Genomic DNA, 20,445 nt, shown 5'->3' with positions numbered 1-20,445 from the left:
TGCATTCTTAAAAATAAGAAGTTTCATGCAGAAATTGAAATTTTAAACTATATTTGAAAGGTTGTGCAACAGGCACAATGGCTATAAGTAATTGCTTGTTCTCGCCTACTTCTGAAAATCCTCGCGGATTTTCAGTTGGGTGTATACTTGCAAAGTTAAGTGCTAACCCACGCAACTGTGCATAGACAAAACATTATAGGCAATTTTGACCCACACTTAATAAATACCATTTATCTTAATCATAGCGTCAAATTAAAATAAACCGACACTCTATTTTTTGATTTTACATTACTGCCAAACAGGTTTTGTTGTATTGGGAAAGTGTAATTTGCACCTATGGTAAATCTATTAAACACCACTTCCGAACCGAATGAACCACTTAAAATGTCGCCATCGGTTTCTGTAACCTCTTCCCCAAACTGTTTTATGGATTGGTACACATCGCCAGACACCCCAACAAAAGGCATAACGATATACGTGGTTTTCGGTATGGAATAATACACATTGGATGCGTAGCTAAATTGGTCGCCAAATCGGTAATCGTTTTTATTTTCAGATTTCAAATAATAGGTCACCGTATTGTTAACCCCAATCCGTTTACCGCTATAGCCATAGTTGAGTGCAAAAACACCATCTAAACTCCCCGTACCAACTTGAAAGCCTGGGTTTACCCTATCGGTAAGTGTTTCTTCAAATTCTCCCGTTGGCAACTTGGCGCCTATTCCAATTTGTATGCGGTGACCTGATGGTTCACGCTCGGTTGACAACACCACTTCGCCTTCTTTTCGCTTTTTAAAAAATGTGATTTGATACCAACCAATAACATTCATATCGCCCAAACCGTTAATGTGCTCTGTGTGGTCTTCAAATGTCCTGTACAGATCTTGATACGGAATAACACTACTCACATAAAAGTTTTTTGCAACGGGTACACGTGCCCAAAGCTGATAGGTATTAAAACTTTCTTCGCTTGACGGTGAATTGTTAAAAATCCCGTCTTTTGATCTAAAGTTTTGATAGATATACCGAAGTCCCACAAAATTGGAATTTTTTAAGGAGCCAAAGCCAAAGCTTCCACTACTCGTTGAGCAACCGCATAAATCGCAAGTAGGCTCAAAACTAGTATGGATATGCGTTTCGCAACAATTTGTGGCATGGTTCTTTATTGGCACCAAAGCCAATGTTAAAACAATTACCAAATATTTAATTTTAAAATTCTGCAAAGCGTTCATCATTTAAAAATTCGTAATCTGTTAGTGTTTTTAAAAAGGCTATAATAGCTTTTTTGTCATGCTCCGAAAGTTCAATACCCAAACGACCATCTTCTCTCCTTAAGATAGGGTCAACTTCTCCGCCGTTTTCTGTCATACCAAAACTGTAAAAATCGAGAACGGCTTCCAAACTCCCAAAACGCCCATCGTGCATATAGGGAAAAGAATATTCTACATTCCGTAAACTGGGCACCCTAAACTTATAAAAATCTTCAACATAGCCCGAAACTCGTTGCCTGCCTTCTTCCTCTTCATGCTTTGGATTGAACGGAATACCATTATTTCGGTAGGTTTGGTCTGAAAACAGATCGGTAGCATGGCACGATGCACATTTTTGGTTGAAAAGCGTTCGCCCTTCCGCTTCAAGTTCGGTAAATGCAACGTTATCTTCCCCACGAACCACTTGATCGTATTTGGAATTGGACGACACCATCATCACCATAAATTGCGATAAGGCTTTAAGCATACGTTCAGAATTGATTTCTGGTGTGCCAAAAGCACGGTCGAACATATCGGGGTAATCGGGTAAATTTTCAAGTTTTTCCAATACTGAAGGAATGGTTTCGTTCATTTCTACTTCGGCAGTAATCGGAATAATGGGTTGTAAATCTAAGTGAATGGCTGCGCCATCCCAGGTAAACTCACTAAAATATGCCAAGTTTTGAATGGGCTGTGTATTTCGGAAGCCTTCCAGACCGTTTTCACCATGACTGATGGTATGACCGTGATGTGTAAACGCCGAAGCTTGTTCATGACAAAATCCACAGGAAATAATTCCACTAGACGATAAGTTACCCTCATAAAATAGCCTTTTTCCCAGTTCGAAACCAGCATCGGTTGGCGAATTGGCTTTAAGATTATATTTAATCTCTGGGAAATTAGCTGGTTGTTCAACCTCGAGCATAACAGGCATAGGAACATACTCCTGATCTGAATCTTTAGTACATGACCACAAAACACCTATAAATATTAGAGCTAAAAATTGAGTTTTCATCTTTTAAATGAAACCTTAAAGTTTAGCCGAAATAAGACCATACTTTAAGGTTATTTTTTAAGTTAATTATGCACGTGGTGCACCATAAACATACCACTGGCGTTTGTAGCTATTTGTGGTGATTTTATGGCATCAACATGAATTTGTGCGGCATCGTCCAACATAAATTGGGTAGTACCGTCCAAAATATTGGAAAGGTCGGCAACAACATGAAGAATTGGACTTAAATCGCTTCTAACTCTGGCCGTAGATGGCAAATTAAGCGTAATTTCCTTATAGTTGTCTAGAGATGTTCCATGCGACCCCATGTGATAAGCAAAAGCCGTTTCGGTAGTTGTGTTATTTGAAGTATAAACACCTTCGTAAACGAAAAATTTATAGCCTGCTTGCCACGCCCACATCATCCCAGCTTCTTGGGCATGGGTTAAAAAATAACCTTGGCCTTCAGCTCCTTGCAAGTATTTTTCTTGATCGACGCCAATTCCATAAGTTATTTTTGTATAGTTTCCAGCTGGAACATCAGACAAGTCAATCAGTTGTGAACTTTCAGAAGATTCATCTATAATGAAATAAGAATCGTTTTTTGGCACTTCATAAATATTTCCTTCTTCATCTTCAAGCTTAATATTACTCACGATGTACTTAACCGCGGAGATTTTTATTTTTTCTGTTTCTACTGCGCTGTAAATAGTTGTATTCAATAGTAAATCGGAATCGGAATACGAATTATCGAATTCAACAATAAGGTTTCCAAAACCAGAAATAGTTTCTCCATCATCAGAAGAACATGATAAGATTGATAGGGCAAGCATGGCAATGCCTACATGTTTTGTAAGTTTCATTAATGTGTAAATTTAAAAATAGACATGCTTTTTTGGCAAGCACAAATAGCCCAACCAGCACCAAATAAAACACTGATGCTTATGGTTAATAGATAATTACCCATCATAATGGTATGATGAAAATTACCAATATCTAATTTTAAACTTTAATGTTGGGGGGTTTTGTTAACGACATATCACGCAAGAACGTATATGAATTTGTATAATCGATTGATTTAACCTTATGGGGCAACGATTGAAAATCGGTTACCAATGTATAGTTCTGTAAAATGCTAAAAACGGGATAAAACCCCTCTAATACAACTGCGATACTATTTGATTCTGCCCCTTCTGTTGTGCTTTCATCAATTTGAAGCTGTTTGGCCAAGTGGCACTTACCATTACACTGAAGTTCTGGCTTATCGATGTTAACACAATAAGTTTCTATAATGTAATCAATATTCAACTCATAATAAGCGACCTGCCCCAAGTAGTAGATAGGACGCAGCGAAAGCACCAATACAAGTAATATGGCTAAATATTTTTTCAGAATATTATTTTTTGCAAATATAAAGCAACACCCTTTTACTACAACAAAAAAAAGCGACCAAATTTGGTCGCTTTAAATTATGCTTTTAAATAAATTAAACATTGATTTAATTCTGGGTTTTGACGTATTAATGATTGAATAAATAATTTTAGTTCTTCAATCTCGTAAGGCAGTAATCGTTTTACTGCTTTTTGTACTTCTCTGCAAAATAAGGTTGCATCAAAACTAACTTTATTGAGTACAGTTTTGGTATACTCAAGCATTGCTCGTGCCATATATTTTTAAGGTTTAGGTTTGGTTTAAATTGTAGATTTAATTTATAGGCCACTGTTTTGGTTAACGTTCAAATTTAGCAAAAAATTGGATAATATGCCATTTTTTTCGTTAAATAACAGTTAAAACTTATTATCGCCATCCAACAAATCACCTATACCTCCCAGAATAGACCCCTCTCCTTTATCCTTTCCTCCACCTCGCGGAGCCGATGCCAAAACACGACCCGCCAGCCTACTAAATGGCAGAGATTGCACATAAACAATACCTGGCCCCTGAAGCTTAGCAAAGAACAAACCTTCACCACCAAAAATGGTGTTTTTTATACCGCCTATGAACTCTATATCATAGTCCACCGTTTGGTCGAACCCCACAATGCACCCAGTGTCAACCCGCAAAGTTTCGCCTGCTTTTAGTTCTTTCTTGGCCATAGTTCCCCCAGCATGTACAAACGCCATACCATCGCCTTCAAGTTTCTGCATAATAAAACCTTCACCACCAAAGAGTCCACGACCTAGTTTTTTAGAAAACTCAATACCCACACTTACACCTTTGGCCGCACAAAGAAAAGCATCCTTCTGGCAAATAAACTTGCCTCCAAACCGCGTTAAATCGATTGGAATAATTTTGCCAGGATAAGGTGAGGCAAAAGACACGTTCCTTTTTCCTGGTAGGGTACTGTAAAAAGCTGTCATAAATAAACTTTCGCCAGTTAAAATACGTTTTCCAGCACCCAGTATTTTACCTAAAAAACCTGTATCTTTTTGTGAACCATCACCAAAGATGGTTTCCATTTTTATACCGTCGTCCATCATCATAAAGCTACCAGCTTCGGCAATAACACCTTCTTGAGGGTCGAGTTCAATTTCTACGTATTGCATTTCCTCGCCGTAGATTCTATAGTCAATTTCGTGTGCTGTCATTTTTTAATGTTTTTCTTGTGCTGAATTAATTTCAGTATGTTGATTCATTTATTTGTTGATTTGATACAACTTTTGTTACATCATATTATTAATTTTTCAATTTGATACTCCACTCAAATTTAAAGTTTGAAACCTCAACGCCTTCTTCATTAACTCCAACCGAGGTCATCCAAAGGGTTTGCCCTTCACCTGTTTTGATAGTTTTGTTTAAAGCATCGTCTATGAGATGCCCATCATTACAAGTAAACGTAATTTTTCCAGTTGCCTTTTTTGTGAAATCAGCTTTATTAGAGGTTACCAGCATCGATACTCTTTTTCCAGATTCCTGAATTTTAGCGGTCACCAATGCCCCAGTTGAAAACTCTGCCGCCATACCCTGAACAGCCCAAAACATGGATTTAAACGGATTTTGGTTTATCCATTTGTGCTTAACGGTTACCACGCACTTGTTGGAATCTATATATTTTGTACGCACACCACACAAATAGGCCGAGGGCAATTTAAACATGGTGAAAACATTTAGTTTTCTGGGGGTTAAAGCCATATGTATCTTTATTTTTTCACTAAGTTATAAAATTATTACTCAACCTTAATTGTTAAATTTATGTTAATTTTTAGTACTATGCGTAACAAAGTACCTGTTTTTAGACATATATTTGTATAAGAAACTATTATATGTTTTGTTAATCAATCGAAAAATCATGTTAGATAGTCATCAAAAAAACATTGCGACATTTATCCATTTATCGACGTTTGCTCGATTCTTTATTCCATTTGGAAATTTTATTGGCCCCATTATACTTTGGGTGGCCAATAAGGACAAATCAGAATTTATTGATGCCAACGGCAAACAGGCTATAAATTTTCAAATGAGCATTTTATTATACGCCATCATATTAGGCACTTTAACAGTTCCGTTTTTTATTTTCAAAATATTTAGCGGCTTCGATTTTATAGATTTTCATGGATTTCATGATTTTCACATTAGCATTGGCAAACCTTCTCCCTTGTTGTATTTGGGTGGATTTTTAGGTGCGATTGCCATAATAGGTTTTATTATTGAATTGGTCCTTATAGTAAAAGCGAGTTTAAAGGCGCGTGATGGCGAGTTGTTTAAGTATCCGTTTACGATACAATTTTTAAAGTAAAAACGAATATGAATAAAGTTTCACATTGCGTTAGGGATTGAGTGAGATGTTTGAGCTCCCCCGACGAAGGAGGGAGCAAGTAGCGAAATATTTATACTCACGAATTCCTTAATTTGAAATGAAAATCAATAAGTAAAGCCCGACCCCTGTGGTAACGCCAGTATAAGGAATAAAAAATTTCATCAATCAAATCAATCAAAAAACGAACAGTTTCACAACATTAAACGAATGAAAAAATGAAGATAGAAAACACAAAAGCGCAAATGCGAAAAGGCGTTTTAGAATTCTGCATACTTTCGGTCCTAAAAGACGACGATGCTTATGTTGCAGAAATTTTAGGTACGCTTAAAGACGCCAAATTGCTGGTAGTAGAAGGCACCATTTACCCACTACTAACCCGCTTGAAAAACGCTGGACTTTTAAATTACAGATGGGAAGAAAGTACCTCTGGACCACCAAGAAAATACTACGGACTTACAGAAACAGGTAAACTGTTTTTAAAGGAATTAGACACTACTTGGAACGAATTACGTAACGCAGTAAACATTGTAACAAGCCAAAAACCCACAAAAAAATGAATAAGACAGTCAATATAAATTTAGCCGGCATATTTTTTCACATTGATGAAGATGCCTATCTAAAACTACAACGCTATCTTGAGGCTATAAAACGTTCATTTACAGACTCGCAAGGTCGTGCAGAAATTATAGCCGACATTGAAGCCCGAATAGCCGAACTTTTTAACGAACGCGTGCAGAACCACAAACAAGTTATACGCCTTAAGGAAGTGGACGAAGTAATTTCCATCATGGGCCAACCTGAAGATTATCTGGTGGACGACGAAATTTTTGAAGATGAACCACAGACGTCTTACAAAAGTAAGCCACAACCTTCTAAAAAACTATTTAGAGATACCGACAACTCTTATATAGGTGGTGTTTCGTCTGGTCTGGCACATTATTTTGGTATTGATGCCGTTTGGATTCGATTGGCTTGGGTACTTTTAATATTTGGTGCTGGCACCGGTGTACTGCTATATATTTTATTATGGATTTTAGTACCTGAAGCTAATACTACTGCAGAAAAGCTGATGATGACCGGTGAGCCCGTAAACATCAGTAACATTGAAAAAAAAATCAAGGACGGCTTTGACAGCGTTACCGAAACAGTGAGCGACGTAGCCAAAAATGTATCTGATTCGGTTAGTAATGCTGCTAAAAATGTAGATATAAAAAAAAGCACTAACTCGATTAAATCGTCTTCTAGAACTTTTTTTGACACGCTAGCCGATGTGATTATGTTCTTTTTAAAGGTGTTTGCCAAACTTATTGGTCTTTTTCTCATTTTTATTGGAGCTTCGACCATAATTGCTTTAATAATCGGCCTGTTTTCCGTCGGTGTTGTTAATATTGTTCATATTCCGGGATTAGACCTGGTTGAAATAGCCAATGTAGCAGGCACGCCCATTTGGTTAGTTTCGCTATGCGCGTTTTTTGCTGCAGGCATTCCTTTCTTTTTCTTGTTTTATTTGGGCTTAAAAATCCTAATAAACAATTTGAAGTCCATCGGTAATATTGCAAAATTCACGCTACTGGGCATATGGTTTATATCTATTATTGCCTTAATTGTAATGGGCATTAGGCAAGCCAGCGAGCATGCCTTTGAAGAACATTATGTAGAAAAAACCCAATTACCAGTTACGGCAAATGACACGCTACGCATTAAAATGGTAGGGCATGATAATTTTAACGCCCACCGTTTTCGTCACGGCAACGATTTTAAACTGGCACACAATGAAAATGGTGAAAAGGTTTTGTTTTCAGACGACGTTCATATTATTGTGAAATCTACCACTGATACCGTGGCTACCATTGCCATAGAAAAATCGGCCAACGGCAGAGATTATGAAACGGCCATTACACGAGCAAAAAACATAAACTATGGCTATGAATTAAAAAATAATGAACTCATTCTTAATTCATTTTTAACCACCAACCCGCAAAACAAGTTAAGCGACCAGGAAGTTGATGTTATTTTATATCTACCCAAAAACTCGACAACCTATTTTAACAACAGCGCGCGCTCATTTATTGCCTACAAAAAGTATAGTGGCAACATTGTTTCTAAGGAACACACGAACCATTACTTAAAAATATTAGATGAAGACAGTGAATGTTTAGATTGCCCAGATGAAGGTTTTGAGGTAAAAGTAAATACGCCAAAGGTGAAAATTGATGACGACGGTATTGAAATAAATTCAGACGAGACACATTTAAAAATAGACAACACCGGTATTAAAGCCGAATCAGACGAAGTGAAAGTGAACATTGATTCCGATGGCATTAACATAGAATCGGAAGAATAACAATTCATCATCAAAAAACAACAACTCAGATATTTAAGTTACTCATTAAAACCATTTTAATAAATATTTGAACAGCATTAAAAAATCAATCAATCGTTGCTGAAAGAGCTTCAGCAAAACAAAAACGAACAGTTATGACAACATTAATCAAAATCATCGTAGCATCCATTTTAAGCTTAACGCTTTTTTCATGTAATTTCGACGTAAGCTTCAACTCTGGGGTAAAGGGAAACGGTAATGTTATTACCACGGAGAGAGCCACTAACGGAGATTTTTCAACCATTAAAGCCACTGAAGGCCTAGATGTGATTTTAACCCAAAACAACAGCAAAAGCATTAGCGTTGAAGCCGACGAAAACCTTCAAAACCTTATTTTAACCGAGATTGAAGATGGTGTTTTAAAAATCCATACTAAAAAACAAATTGGCAGGGCTACATCAAAAAAAGTACTTGTTAGCTTCGCCAATGTGTCACAAATTATTTCTACAAGCGGCAGTAATGTAAGATCAACCAATACCATAGCGCTTGAAAGTTTGGATTTAAAATCGACTAGTGGAAGTGACATGAATCTCGATATTGACACTTCGATTTTAACGTGTAAATCGACTAGCGGAAGCGACATGAGGCTGTCCGGAAAAACTATTAAACTTGTTGCAGAAGTCACTAGCGGGAGCGATATTAAAGCCGCCGATTTAATGGCCGAATCAAGTGAAGTTAAAGCGACAAGTGGTGCCGATATAACCATAAACACATCGAAGGAACTTACGGCTAAAGCAACAAGCGGTGGCGATATTAAGTATTATGGCAATCCAGAAAAAGTTGATAATGACGAGAGTTCTTCTGGGAATATTAGAAAAGAATAACACCAACCAATAAAACAAAAAACCTGGGCAGTTTTTATCTGCTCAGGTTTTTTATTTCGATTAAATAAGGTTTTTAGTGTTCTTTAATTTTTAAGCGAAAATTAATCTCTATGGTATCTTTAACCACAATTAAGCCGAGTGCCTTTTTTGGTGGTTCAAGATTAAATTCCCGAATATTTAAACGCAACACTCCATTAACATTCAAAGTATCTTCTCCAGTTAGTTTAACTGGCATCGTGTAAGGTTTTGAAACGCCAGAAATATTTAAATTGAGAACAGCACGAACTTTGTTTCCATCATTAGAATCTGCACTTATTTCTTTTAAATCAATATATATTTCGGGATAAGTTCCAGATTTTAGAAGCTCCTGAAAATCGGCATTTATACTTGACCCACCACAATCAAAACATGTGCTGTTCAATACTAAAGTGGTTTTTTCAAAAACAATCTTGTTATTGATTCTTTTAAATGATACAGGAATAGGCTTTTTTAAACTTAAAACATCATATCCGCATTGAAAGCTGTTTACATTGGTTTTTCCATTAATAACAAGTTCGCTGCTAGGCGTTATAATTACAGCAGTACTTTCAACGTACGCTTTTGTAAACGCCAACATCATAAAAGTGGAAATAAAAAACAGTATCCTTTTCATGCTTTTTTAAACTAAGCTTCTTTTTTTATTAAAATCACAAAAATTATGCCCAAAGGTATTATTGCTTTGATGAAATAACACCAGATCAATTTGCTTTGGGCATAATCCTATTTTATTACAATTAAATTTTTAGAAGCTAATAGCGGCTTCTAACATAACACCTTTAAATTCACCTCCTGCATGTATATCTGCAGCTGGGTAATCTTTATAGGTTTGGTTTACGTACTCTGCCTTCATCAGTACATTTTTTGTCATAAACCAACCTGCTCCAAGTTGAAATCTGTTTACGCTTACATCATCACCACCCTGAAGTTCTCCACTAACAGTATTATATCTTGTTCCTAAATATAGGTTTTCACTATTTCCGAATCTGTATAATAATTCTCCAGAAATTTGAGTCCAGCTTCTGGTATCCATCTCACTAACTTTTTTACCTGTTGCGGTTTCAACAATACCAAAGAACTCTAAACCTCCATATTTTAGGAACGGGTTAATCATTATGGCTGTCATTTCATTTTTTAAATCTGGATTAATTCTACCTCCTCTAAATCCGTCGCCGTTGCCATCAACATCTGTCATTACAGAGTAATAACGAGATCCTGCTCTATCTCCACTGTACAAGTATATACCTCTGGCATTATTATGAGCACTATGGAATAATGATCCTGTTAAACGGAATCTGAAGTCGTCATTCACCTGACTATCATATCCAAATTTAGCTAAAAACGATGGACTAGTTTGGTCTTTATCCGTAACATTTTGGTTTAACTTACCATTGGTAATTCCAACCATACCTAACCAACCGTTACAGAAATAGTATAATTCTGCACCAACCTCAGTAGTAAAAGAATCCATTAAGTAGTTTCCAACAAATGGGTTATACAATGTCATGGCATTATCACTTCTTCTAAAGTGCGCATCACCATAGTTATTCTCCATATGTCCAATTTTTACTCGGGCATGCTTCATAAATTCTCCCAAAAAGCCTTCACTTATAAAGTCTAATTTATCAATTTGAAAATACCCGCCTTTTACATACGTTTCAGTATGGTGCTGTGAAGATAAATAAGTACGTAAATGCATTCTAACACCATCAGCTAAAGCCAAATCTAAGTCTAAATTCGCAGTAGCTAAGTTAAAGTTACTTCCCAAATCTATAAGTTCTGGAGTACCATCGTGCTCTTGACTTAATCCTTGAAATTGTAAAGTTGATGCTCCTCCAATTCTAACCTTTACACCTTCAAACGTTGATACCGTGTCTTTTTTGGCTTCAAAATCGTTAATACCTCTTTGATCGGGTTGCCTGTAATTGTCTAAGTCTCTGTTTTGCGCATAACTGCTAAATGCAGCTAACATACCTACTAATAGTAACGTTTTTTTAAATATTGATTTCATGATTTATTGATTTTAAGTATTATTAATTTGGTTATTTAAATATGGTTGAAAATTTAATTGTAATTTCATTTCCTGTGGTAATCGTACCAAAAAGGGCTTTTGGTGGATCAACATTAAAATCGGTCATTTTAATTTCTTTATCACCGGTAATTTTAACTTTTGAACCAACAACATTCACTGTAAGATCTATTGGAATATTCTTTTTGGTCCCTGCTATGCTTAAGTCGCCTAGGGCTTTTACTGCAAATTCACCATTTTCTTTGGCTACTACACTCTTAATTCCTGTAAGTTGAAACGTAATGTTTTTGTAATCGTCTGTTTCTAATGCTTTATAAGTGTTTTTATCCATTGAAGATTTTCCACTTTTTAAACTTTCAGCAACTACAGATAAAGAAAGACTTTCTATTTTACCAGATTCAACATCTACAAATTTTATGTTTCCACTTTGTTGTTCGGTTGTAATATGCCAGTCATGTAAACTGGAAGTGCCAAAAACAGTTAGTTCCGATTCATGGTTGCTTAATTTAAACTCTTGAGCTTGTGCCGTATTTATTGATATAGTAACGAACAATATTAAACTAAGCAGTTGAGTTATTATTTTGGGGTATGTATTCATAATATTATTATTAAATTAACACTACAAATGTCTATACAAACGTTTAAAGAATATATGACTTTTATCATAATCCATTTATTTGGCTTTTTTGGTGACCTTTTATATAACGTGTGTCTGAAAAATAAATGCTTCATCATGAAAAACAAGTTACTTTACATTCTAATTTTATTGATTGTTTATGGGGCTGGAGCCCAAGAAAAAGTAAAAGGTAATAGAAATGTAACGGTTAGACAGACTGAAATAAATCCTTTTCACACCATTGACTTAGATGAAGATTTTGAAGTTGAAATTATTTTCAATCAAATACCTTCAGTCGAAATTGAAACGGACGAAAATCTACACGATTATATTGAATTCGAAGTAATAGACAGCGTACTTACCTTCAACAAAAAAGCCCGTATAAGATCTAAAAAAACCATAAAAATAAAAGTAGCTTATAACCTTTCTCTAAAACAAATTAAAACCAAGGAAGATGCAGAAATTGTATCGCTCAATTCCATGAATTTAGAAAACGCTACAGCGATAGCCAAAGGCTCTTCAAAATTAGGATTGACTTTAAAAACAACTGACTTTAAGTTTGAATCTGATGACCGAGCTAAGGTTAAACTGAATGTAACATGCGAAAACAGCGCCATTCAATTAAGCGGAAATAGTAAATTAGAAGCACTTATAAACACTGTTAACCTTACAGGTACTTTATATCAACGCGCAGATGCCGAAATAGAAGGTTCTTGCACCAAAGCTAAATTAGAGTTAGACAACTACTCCCAATTCAATGGTAAAAATTTCACTGTAAACTCTTGTGATCTGATTTGTAATATTGGCAGTGAAGCTCAACTTGAAGTTATGGAAAACATTAGCGTTGAAGCGAGCGGATCAAGTGCCATTTACCTATACGAAAACCCTGAAATTATTATTAATAAAATGACCGACACATCTAAACTACAGAAAAAAGTAAAATAAAATTCGCTTCTTAAATTAAATACTGTTCAAGTATTTTTCAAGAACAGTATAACCGTCTTCGGTTAAATTATTCCTATCCCGACCATATCTTGGGTTCAGCCCATTTTCAACTTCCCAGCTATCTGGCATGCCATCCAAGTCAGTGTCTTTTGGAGCAGGTTCACTTTGAAGTTCTGGCCAACCACCAACCTCTTCTTGGCTCTTAATAATAGTTCCCGTGCGGCTTTTAATGGATTTCACAATTCTTAAATCTACCGCATCACGCTTTGGCAATGTAGCGCCTGCAGATGCCAAAACCCCACTATAAGCAATAATTGCAGCTTCGGTTTTTACTGGCCCCGTTTCAAAAGGCTTTGTTTGCTTATATGCTTCAATCTGCTCTCTGGTCCAAATATCTTTAAACTTTACCAAATCCCATTGGTTATATGGGACTTTACCATTATAATAATTACCCGAAAAATAACTTTTATTATACGGTGAACCTGTGTCATAAGCTATTCCCGTAACCCTTGAATCGTTACCAGGAATCAAATAATTGTTTACATAATTTAACCGGGTAACGCTTATGTCATCACTATTATAGCCGGCATGGGCACCTCCCCAGTTATAAATAACATTGTTTCTAAAATCAAGCAAAAGTCCTTTGGGGTCTTTATCATGGGAGTTTACATTGTAATTTCCCGGTCTTGGATTTCGCCCCTTGTTATGGGCATACAAATTATGAAGAAAGCTGTACTTTGCTCCGCCTGTACCACGAATAAGCGAACCAAAACCGTGTCCGTCAGGATTTAACCCTTCAGTTATGAAACACCACTGTACGGTTACATTACTTAATGTTGGCCGCATAGTTGAAGCTGATAATATTTCATCGAGACTCCAACTAGCCGAACAATGATCTACAATAATATTATTACCCCTTGATATGGATATAGCATCTTTACCTTGCAAACTTCCTTGACCATGCATACCATCTCCCAAACGTACTCTTAAGTATCGAATTACCACATGGCTTGCCTCAACCACCAAGGTTTCTCCCCTTAAACAAATACCATCTCCAGGAGCTGTTTGCCCCGCAATTGTAATATTTGGATGTTTAATGGTTAATGGTCTCTTTAAATCAATAATTCCCGACACAGAAAACACCACTGTACGCGCCCCTTTTTGTTCAACGGCCCAACGCAAGCTTCCTCTGCCTTCATCCTTCAGATTCGTTACATAGAGTACTTTACCACCTCTACCTCCTTCAGAGTAAGCCCCAAAACCTTCGGCTGTCGGAAATGCCAATTGCTGCGACCAAGAGGTGGAACCCCCCAACACAATCAACAATAATATTATCATCCATCTATTCATAATTCATTTTTAAATTTTGAAACCCCCTCCTTAAGCCAATTATATAATTGATTAATATTTGGCGTGAAAACCACTACATCCCAAAGATTTTCTTCATTGTGTTCCATAAACACATAATAAGATTGTGAATTGGTTTAATCAAATCTAAAACTTTAAAATTATCCATTTAACCTTTTTAAGATAGTTTTAATACTGATATAGCTATTGAATGTAGTTAACAACATTAAAAAATCGAATAAATTGGAGGTCTTTAAATTTGAATTTCTTTTAGATTGAGTTCTAGCTATTCCACTAACACCCATTGGCTGTTCACCTTTTTCAAGGCTTATTCAACTAAACTTTTTATACCCGAAACCGAAGGCTCAATAGGCTTGATACTCCCATCGGGATTAAACTCCAATTTATCAATACAAACTTCTCTATTATATCCTGCTGCCCTGCCCATTTCAATTCCCTTTGGGCGTGTAAAACGATGATATATTACATACCAAAGATCTGTATTTGGAACGTTAATCACACTATTATGCCCTGTTCCATAAATACCTTTTTCTGGTCTTTTTTCTAAAATCAAGTTGTTTTCCGGAATATCTAATGGCCCCAATGGGGAACTTGCGGTGGCATACCTTACTCTATAATCAGGACTTCTTGTGTCGTTTTCAGACCATAAAAAATAATAAGTTCCGTTTCTATAAAACACCTCGGTTCCTTCCCTAAATCTTGTTGGTTTTAACCTTTTAAAACTATTTTCTTTTATAGAAATCATATCATCGTTTAATTCCACAACAGCCATATAACCATTACCCCAATATAAATAACTCTTGCCCGAAACAGGATCTGTAAACACATCGGGGTCTATTTCTTGGCCTCTGTTAATACCTTTTGGTTTCAATCCAATCAATGGTTTTCCGATATCTTTAAATGGACCTGTAGGCTCATCGCTTACAGCTACACCAATTTTTTTGGCGGCAGTATAATAATAGAAATATTTATACTTCCCATCAATTTTCTTTTCGATTGCCGCAGGCGCCCAAGCATTTTTGTCGGCCCACTCTACATCTTTTTTCAAATCAAGAATAATACCTTCGTCTTTCCAATTAATTAGGTCATCCGACGAAAAAGTTTTAAAATAAGTGCCAGACCATCCTGTAAATCCATCACTTGTTGGGTAGAGGTAATATTTATTATTTTTTTTCGAATAGATAATTTCTGGATCGGCATAATACCCTACAAGCACAGGATTATTATCTTTTTTTGCAGTTACTTTATAAGTCTTTTGATTACCCCCTGCCGAAATCGTATAATCCACAGCACCATTAGAAAAATCTTGTGGACCAGAAACTGAGAGTCTTGACCAAGGCACCACTTCTATTTCAGGGTCTAAATTAGCAAGATTTGCCTTTGGTGTAACCGGTATGTAGATGGTGCTGGCCTTATCATTTATAATGATATTATTTTCTTTGACATCTTCTGAACTAAAGCCTAAAAAAGACGCCTTACCTGCAACGCCCCATTTTTTTAAAAGTCTTTGCTTCTCGCTCTCAGTTATTTGAATTATCGAACCATGCCTAGGATGAAAGTTCATTTTAACATTGTTGTCCACTACAGAGAAATTTTCTAAATCGGAAGTTTTAGTAAACTGATAGGCGTGGCTTTTGTACATATCGTACATTAAAATATATTCATTCGAATCTATTAATTTAAAGATACCTGAACCTTCTACAGCTTCATCGGTTTGGTCGAAAAAACCTTTTTCTTGCATATAACCTTCCGTTAGGTTATCTGAAACGGCCTTACTAATACCACCACCCTCGCTATCATTTTTAAAAAACAGATGGTATTTGTCATCTTTAAAAACAATATCTCCATCAATACAAGCACTATTGTTAGGGCTAAAAAACAACTGTTTTGGAGAATTTTCCAAACCTGTAAAATCATCGTTGGCATAGGCATAATAAATAATATCGGGGCCCGTCTCACTAAGCATCGACCAATAAATCATATACTTATCTTTTTTGCTGTCGTAGAAAGTTTGTGGCGCCCAAACACGTTTTACATCACCAAATTCGTCTGGATAGGCTTCAGGAATATTTACAATGGCATGTGACCAATTGATTAAGTCTTTGGATTTCAATAACACCATTGCATAATTATTCCAACCTTGTTCTGGTACATATAAATCGGTTAACACCATAAAAAATGTCTTACCATCCTTTCCTCTTAAAATATGTGGATCGCGAACACCCCCAGACGAGCTAATCTCTTTAGAATCAATAATAGGCTGATTATTGTTGAGTGCATAAAAATTATAACCATCGTCACTTAAGGCGTAATGAACAGCTTCTTGTCCAGGCCCATTTCCCACAAAATAAGTAAAAAGATAGCTGCTATAATCTGGCTCTGATTTACAAGAAATCAAAGTTAAAACTATTAGAACCACTACTGCCTTCAAAATGGGAAATTTTGGTGTTTCGATCATCTTATTTTAAATATTATACTTTAAATCTAATTTAACAGTTTTAAGTAATACGAATACGAATAGCTTTTATCGTGCAACCTATAAGGTCTGTGTGGATAGGCTCCCCAACTGGTATCGCCTTCAATGCCACGCGCAAACAATATACACCAACCACCATTGGTTTGAATTACAGCAAGATATAAAAACTATTTCTCAGATTCGTCTAAATATTCGAATATTAAAGCTACATCACAATGGATAACCATTATAATATCTTAAATTTAATCAAAGCTAAAATTTTAAAACCACCTTATATGCTTTTTAAGATACTTTTAATATTAAAGTGGGACAAAAAGCTGTCTTTTCTTTATAACTTTAAAGTAAAATCTTGTTTTATATACTCATTCACTACGGAGTAAATGGTTTAACAACAACCAGTTTGTCTCCCGACAAATCCACCTCAAACAAATGTGGAATTCGTATGGTACGTCCATTTTCCTTTTTGTGCCTATGCACTGCCATTAGAGTTCTGCCTTCGAATGTTTCAAACAGCATACCATGACCAAAATTAGGAGGCGTAATTAATTCTTTTTCCTGAATCCAAGGGCCGTCTAGAGTACCACTTTCTGAGTAAGCTACACCTTGGGCATAAACGCTGTATTGCCAGCTCGTCCAAATCATCCCCAATCGACCCGTACCCGTTTTAAACAGAAAAGGACCATCAGTTACTTTATGCGGTTTCTCATTTCCGTTTATATCTTTCGCTTTACTCCATGGCGAATCGCTTGCTTTGAACAACAATTGACCTTCGCCAACGGAACCACTTAAATCTGGTTTTAATTCAATTTTTTCAATCGTGCCATTTCCATTTTGTAACCATTCGTAGCAATATACCATATATGGCTTTCCATCAACATCGACCCATAAGGTACCATCGAGGGTCGGTTTATCAGCAGGTAAATATGTTTTATCTTCCATGGGAACATATGGTCCTTCAGCCGTTTCACTTACCAAAATATGACTAGCCCTGCGTTCAATAATATTTCCAGCCACAGTATCAATCTTTACATTTCTATTGGTGAAAGTGGCAAAATAGTAGTACTTATTCTTGTATTGATGAAGTTCTGCGGCCCAAATCATAGGTTTAGGACCCATCCATGAATCAGGATTGGTATTAGCCACTCTATACGGGCCTTCCCAAAATTTAAGGTTTTCACTCTTCCAAAGCATACCTCCAGTTCCTGTCATATAATATATTTGGGTTTTCTGGTCAGCAAAAATAAATGGATCACTTAATCTTATAGAATCAAGAGGCAAATCTTTCTTTATAACATACTTTCTTTGTGACTGACAAACAGTAATGCAAAAAAAACACATTAAAAGTCCTAAGGCAAGACTAAACTTTTGTTTATTAAAAATGAGTACATGGGTAAGATTTCTTAACAAGATGCTTTTCATTTAACCTTATTCTTAATAATATCATTTCCAATAAAAACCTGATAGTCTTTTATTCTACCTGGACTATTATTATCAGCTCTTGGAACGTATCTAAATCCAGATATGTTTTCATCTTTCCCCAAATCGATTACCAGATAATGTGGATAATTAGACTTGTAATTACTCCATGAAGAATGCCAATGATTAAACGTTTGTCCATCAATAGCATTCTCTGCACTACCGTTTTCCTTTTCTAATTCCTCACTACTTACATAAGCAATTTTCCAATTCTGATGACTTAAAGGATTATTTTCAGAATCTAGAATATCTATTTCAGCAATAGCTGCAAAAGGTTTTTTATCAAATGAGCTTAAAGCCTCAAAACAGAAATACCGTCCAGATGTAGTTTCTAAAAATTTAACGGTTTGCATATTACCGCCAGGTAAAAATTGTCCTTTATGATTTGGTTTAATTTTTTTAATATTAAGCTCTACGCTTGGACGTTTAGAATATGAAAAGTCCTTTTCCGGATTTAAGTCGTTTAAAATGGGTTTGTCTAAACCTCTTAAAATGGGCTTTTCTGGCCCTAATAAATCTAATACTAATACTTTATTGACTCCTCTTTTTAACCATGGTCCTGGAATATACATAGTTTGTGTAGGGCCAATATTCCAATATCTACCCAAACAGTGTCCATTAATCCAAACCACACCTTTTCCCCAACTACTAACATCTAGAAAAACATCACCAACTTTATCAATCATAATCTCACCAGACCAAATTCCCGGCATATTTTCATTTGGATTAGGTTCTTCGAATTTTAAATCATTTAACATCGAATCATCATAAGACATATTGAATACATTCCAATTTCCAATTTTGATATTAGCTGATTTATCATCCAAAAATTGAATGGATCCTATAAGTCCTTTTCGGTCGTGTATTTCTGGTCCAAAATTAATCCTACCCATGGCATGCACCAGAATATCAATAGTAGTTTCCTTTTTTCTTGCAGGGATATTAATCGCAAAATCACCTTTTCTTCTATCCATGGCACCAAGTTTTTTTCCATTTGCAAAAACCCATGCAAAATCATGCACAACATCAACTTTTAGAACACAGCCTTCTCCAGCTGGCAGTTTCGTTCTATATAGAATACTACCTCTTGCTTGATTGTAATACTCCATTGTTTTAGGCTTTCCTGTAACTATAGGATCAGAAAGGTTTTTAAAAAGTGGAGCGAATTGTTTTAATTCAACCGATGAGAAAGTCGTCATTAGATTTGGAGCAGGAGGTTCTGGTAAAGGCGATTCACCTGGCATCAAATTTTCAGAAATTAACGAACGTGTTTTGATAAATTTATCTGTAACCCATCCAGCTTCACTAACAGGTGCACCATAATCATAACTTGAAACATCTGGCTTAAATGGACGATCTGCACCTGCCCAAAAACCAAAAGTGGTACCACCATGAGCCATATAAACACTAAATGACGCCCCTTTTTTCAGCATATATTCCATATCCTTTAAATACTGATCGATTTTCCCATAACTATGTGGTTTACCCCAAGTGTCAAACCAACCAGAATAAAATTCACCGCACATCAATGGTCCTTCGGGAAGAATTTCTCGTAATGCTTTGAATCCACCTTCTGGATTAGCCCCAAAATTAACGACAGGAAAAAGATCTGGACGAAATCCATTTTTTAAACGCGAGGTTGGATTGCAAGAAAACAATGGTACATTAAACCCCGCATCAATTACGGCGCTTCTCATAACACCCATATAATCGGCATTATTTCCATAAAAACCATATTCATTTTCAACTTGAACCATTATAATGGGGCCCCCATTTGTAATTTGTAATTTAGACAAAACCCTACCCACTTCATTTAAATAATTTTGTGAAGCCGTTATATATAGCGAATCTGTAGTACGAAGTTTGATATCATCATTTTTTAAAAGCCACCAAGGCAAACCACCCATTTCCCACTCAGCACAAGCATATGGGCCAGGTCTTAAAATAACCCACATCCCTTCTTCTTGGGCTATTTTACAAAATTCGGCTATATCTGCTTCACCATCCCATTTAAAATTTCCTGGAGTACGTTCATGGAAATTCCAAAACAAATAAGCGCAGATAGTATTCATACCCAATGCCTTTATCATTTGAATGCGATGACGCCAATATTCTTTAGGAACCCTTGCAAAATGCATTTCACCACAACGAATTTGAAAAGGTGTATTATCTAGTAAAAAATGTTCTTTTCCAATCTCAAAAGTATGTTCCTTATCATAAATTTTACTCTGTGAAGAACTTAAAGTAAAAAATAATAATAGTGTTGGTATTAAAAATAATTTATACATCGT

19 protein-coding genes are annotated in these 20,445 nt (G+C 35.9%); 5 read left to right on the top strand and 14 right to left on the bottom strand.

The window, feature by feature from the left end:
* Positions 1 to 239 precede the first annotated feature (239 nt).
* The 7 genes from ACIEHO_RS03500 to ACIEHO_RS03470 all read right to left on the bottom strand — a co-directional run bounded on the left by ACIEHO_RS03500 (position 240) and on the right by ACIEHO_RS03470 (position 5,376).
* The gene (locus ACIEHO_RS03500; RefSeq protein ID WP_406968712.1) at positions 240 to 1,232 is read right to left on the bottom strand and encodes a hypothetical protein; all 993 of its coding nucleotides are present in this window, start codon (positions 1,230 to 1,232) and stop codon (positions 240 to 242) included.
* Positions 1,210 to 2,265, bottom strand: a complete 1,056-nt coding sequence (locus tag ACIEHO_RS03495) for a cytochrome-c peroxidase (protein WP_406968676.1) — start codon at positions 2,263 to 2,265, stop codon at positions 1,210 to 1,212. The genes ACIEHO_RS03500 and ACIEHO_RS03495 overlap by 23 nt, the downstream gene beginning before the upstream one ends.
* Before the next feature lie 62 nt (positions 2,266 to 2,327).
* Entirely contained in the window at positions 2,328 to 3,107 is a 780-nt protein-coding gene (locus tag ACIEHO_RS03490) for an MbnP family protein (protein WP_406968674.1), read from the bottom strand.
* A 139-nt stretch (positions 3,108 to 3,246) separates the two neighbouring features.
* Positions 3,247 to 3,603: a hypothetical protein gene (locus ACIEHO_RS03485; RefSeq protein ID WP_406968710.1), complete on the bottom strand. Its 357-nt coding sequence runs from the start codon at positions 3,601 to 3,603 to the stop codon at positions 3,247 to 3,249.
* A 110-nt stretch (positions 3,604 to 3,713) separates the two neighbouring features.
* A complete protein-coding gene (locus ACIEHO_RS03480) occupies positions 3,714 to 3,911 on the bottom strand; it encodes a hypothetical protein (RefSeq protein ID WP_406968672.1) in 198 nt (65 codons plus the stop codon).
* A 120-nt stretch (positions 3,912 to 4,031) separates the two neighbouring features.
* Positions 4,032 to 4,832, bottom strand: a complete 801-nt coding sequence (locus ACIEHO_RS03475; protein ID WP_406968670.1) for a TIGR00266 family protein — start codon at positions 4,830 to 4,832, stop codon at positions 4,032 to 4,034.
* Between the two features lie 88 nt (positions 4,833 to 4,920).
* Positions 4,921 to 5,376 (bottom strand): DUF4442 domain-containing protein, encoded by a 456-nt coding sequence (locus ACIEHO_RS03470; protein WP_406968668.1) that lies wholly within the window; start codon positions 5,374 to 5,376, stop codon positions 4,921 to 4,923.
* Between the two features lie 157 nt (positions 5,377 to 5,533).
* Here ACIEHO_RS03470 and ACIEHO_RS03465 point away from each other — a divergent pair, with 157 nt between their 5' ends.
* The 4 genes from ACIEHO_RS03465 to ACIEHO_RS03450 all read left to right on the top strand — a co-directional run bounded on the left by ACIEHO_RS03465 (position 5,534) and on the right by ACIEHO_RS03450 (position 9,208).
* Positions 5,534 to 5,980 (top strand): DUF4870 domain-containing protein, encoded by a 447-nt coding sequence (locus ACIEHO_RS03465; RefSeq protein ID WP_406968666.1) that lies wholly within the window; start codon positions 5,534 to 5,536, stop codon positions 5,978 to 5,980.
* Between the two features lie 236 nt (positions 5,981 to 6,216).
* Positions 6,217 to 6,558, top strand: a complete 342-nt coding sequence (locus tag ACIEHO_RS03460) for a PadR family transcriptional regulator (protein WP_406968664.1) — start codon at positions 6,217 to 6,219, stop codon at positions 6,556 to 6,558.
* Complete coding sequence (locus tag ACIEHO_RS03455) at positions 6,555 to 8,345, top strand: PspC domain-containing protein (RefSeq protein ID WP_406968662.1); 1,791 nt, start codon at positions 6,555 to 6,557, stop codon at positions 8,343 to 8,345. The genes ACIEHO_RS03460 and ACIEHO_RS03455 overlap by 4 nt, the downstream gene beginning before the upstream one ends.
* 134 nt (positions 8,346 to 8,479) lie before the next feature.
* On the top strand, positions 8,480 to 9,208 hold the full coding sequence (locus tag ACIEHO_RS03450) for a head GIN domain-containing protein (protein WP_406968660.1): 729 nt from the start codon (positions 8,480 to 8,482) through the stop codon (positions 9,206 to 9,208).
* 73 nt (positions 9,209 to 9,281) lie between these two features.
* Here the strand turns inward: ACIEHO_RS03450 and ACIEHO_RS03445 are convergent, their stop codons facing one another.
* The 3 genes from ACIEHO_RS03445 to ACIEHO_RS03435 form a co-directional block, all read right to left on the bottom strand.
* A complete protein-coding gene (locus ACIEHO_RS03445) occupies positions 9,282 to 9,860 on the bottom strand; it encodes a YceI family protein (protein ID WP_406968658.1) in 579 nt (192 codons plus the stop codon).
* Between the two features lie 129 nt (positions 9,861 to 9,989).
* A complete protein-coding gene (locus ACIEHO_RS03440) occupies positions 9,990 to 11,255 on the bottom strand; it encodes a hypothetical protein (RefSeq protein ID WP_406968656.1) in 1,266 nt (421 codons plus the stop codon).
* Positions 11,256 to 11,286: 31 nt separating this feature from the next.
* Positions 11,287 to 11,871: a YceI family protein gene (locus ACIEHO_RS03435; protein WP_406968654.1), complete on the bottom strand. Its 585-nt coding sequence runs from the start codon at positions 11,869 to 11,871 to the stop codon at positions 11,287 to 11,289.
* Positions 11,872 to 12,006: 135 nt separating this feature from the next.
* On the opposite strand from ACIEHO_RS03435, the gene ACIEHO_RS03430 reads away from it, so the two are divergent.
* A complete protein-coding gene (locus ACIEHO_RS03430; RefSeq protein WP_406968652.1) occupies positions 12,007 to 12,834 on the top strand; it encodes a GIN domain-containing protein in 828 nt (275 codons plus the stop codon).
* A gap of 15 nt (positions 12,835 to 12,849) precedes the next feature.
* Here ACIEHO_RS03430 and ACIEHO_RS03425 read toward each other — a convergent pair whose 3' ends face one another.
* The 4 genes from ACIEHO_RS03425 to ACIEHO_RS03410 all read right to left on the bottom strand — a co-directional run bounded on the left by ACIEHO_RS03425 (position 12,850) and on the right by ACIEHO_RS03410 (position 20,442).
* On the bottom strand, positions 12,850 to 14,184 hold the full coding sequence (locus tag ACIEHO_RS03425; protein WP_406968650.1) for a pectate lyase family protein: 1,335 nt from the start codon (positions 14,182 to 14,184) through the stop codon (positions 12,850 to 12,852).
* 325 nt (positions 14,185 to 14,509) lie between these two features.
* A complete protein-coding gene (locus ACIEHO_RS03420) occupies positions 14,510 to 16,633 on the bottom strand; it encodes a family 43 glycosylhydrolase (protein ID WP_406968648.1) in 2,124 nt (707 codons plus the stop codon).
* 414 nt (positions 16,634 to 17,047) lie between these two features.
* Complete coding sequence (locus tag ACIEHO_RS03415; RefSeq protein WP_406968708.1) at positions 17,048 to 18,016, bottom strand: glycoside hydrolase family 43 protein; 969 nt, start codon at positions 18,014 to 18,016, stop codon at positions 17,048 to 17,050.
* Positions 18,017 to 18,093: 77 nt separating this feature from the next.
* Positions 18,094 to 20,442: a beta-galactosidase gene (locus tag ACIEHO_RS03410; RefSeq protein WP_406968646.1), complete on the bottom strand. Its 2,349-nt coding sequence runs from the start codon at positions 20,440 to 20,442 to the stop codon at positions 18,094 to 18,096.
* Positions 20,443 to 20,445 lie beyond the last annotated feature (3 nt).

Origin of the sequence: Flavisericum labens (genome assembly GCF_045446075.1) — a bacterium.
GTDB classification, from domain to species: domain Bacteria; phylum Bacteroidota; class Bacteroidia; order Flavobacteriales; family Flavobacteriaceae; genus Flavisericum; species Flavisericum labens.
The sequence above is the reverse complement of the archived record's forward strand: the minus strand, read 5'-3'. Positions and strand labels throughout refer to the sequence as shown.

Excerpts from the sequence above, each read along its gene's own strand:
- ACIEHO_RS03500 (WP_406968712.1), bottom strand. The coding sequence starts at position 1,232 with ATGAACGCTTTGCAGAATTTTAAAATTAAATATTTGGTAATTGTTTTA.
- ACIEHO_RS03495 (WP_406968676.1), bottom strand. The coding sequence starts at position 2,265 with ATGAAAACTCAATTTTTAGCTCTAATATTTATAGGTGTTTTGTGGTCA.
- ACIEHO_RS03490 (WP_406968674.1), bottom strand. The coding sequence starts at position 3,107 with ATGAAACTTACAAAACATGTAGGCATTGCCATGCTTGCCCTATCAATC.
- ACIEHO_RS03480 (WP_406968672.1), bottom strand. The coding sequence starts at position 3,911 with ATGGCACGAGCAATGCTTGAGTATACCAAAACTGTACTCAATAAAGTT.
- ACIEHO_RS03475 (WP_406968670.1), bottom strand. The coding sequence starts at position 4,832 with ATGACAGCACACGAAATTGACTATAGAATCTACGGCGAGGAAATGCAA.
- ACIEHO_RS03470 (WP_406968668.1), bottom strand. The coding sequence starts at position 5,376 with ATGGCTTTAACCCCCAGAAAACTAAATGTTTTCACCATGTTTAAATTG.
- ACIEHO_RS03465 (WP_406968666.1), top strand. The coding sequence starts at position 5,534 with ATGTTAGATAGTCATCAAAAAAACATTGCGACATTTATCCATTTATCG.
- ACIEHO_RS03460 (WP_406968664.1), top strand. The coding sequence starts at position 6,217 with ATGAAGATAGAAAACACAAAAGCGCAAATGCGAAAAGGCGTTTTAGAA.
- ACIEHO_RS03455 (WP_406968662.1), top strand. The coding sequence starts at position 6,555 with ATGAATAAGACAGTCAATATAAATTTAGCCGGCATATTTTTTCACATT.
- ACIEHO_RS03450 (WP_406968660.1), top strand. The coding sequence starts at position 8,480 with ATGACAACATTAATCAAAATCATCGTAGCATCCATTTTAAGCTTAACG.
- ACIEHO_RS03445 (WP_406968658.1), bottom strand. The coding sequence starts at position 9,860 with ATGAAAAGGATACTGTTTTTTATTTCCACTTTTATGATGTTGGCGTTT.
- ACIEHO_RS03440 (WP_406968656.1), bottom strand. The coding sequence starts at position 11,255 with ATGAAATCAATATTTAAAAAAACGTTACTATTAGTAGGTATGTTAGCT.
- ACIEHO_RS03435 (WP_406968654.1), bottom strand. The coding sequence starts at position 11,871 with ATGAATACATACCCCAAAATAATAACTCAACTGCTTAGTTTAATATTG.
- ACIEHO_RS03430 (WP_406968652.1), top strand. The coding sequence starts at position 12,007 with ATGAAAAACAAGTTACTTTACATTCTAATTTTATTGATTGTTTATGGG.
- ACIEHO_RS03425 (WP_406968650.1), bottom strand. The coding sequence starts at position 14,184 with ATGAATAGATGGATGATAATATTATTGTTGATTGTGTTGGGGGGTTCC.
- ACIEHO_RS03415 (WP_406968708.1), bottom strand. The coding sequence starts at position 18,016 with ATGTGTTTTTTTTGCATTACTGTTTGTCAGTCACAAAGAAAGTATGTT.
- ACIEHO_RS03410 (WP_406968646.1), bottom strand. The coding sequence starts at position 20,442 with ATGTATAAATTATTTTTAATACCAACACTATTATTATTTTTTACTTTA.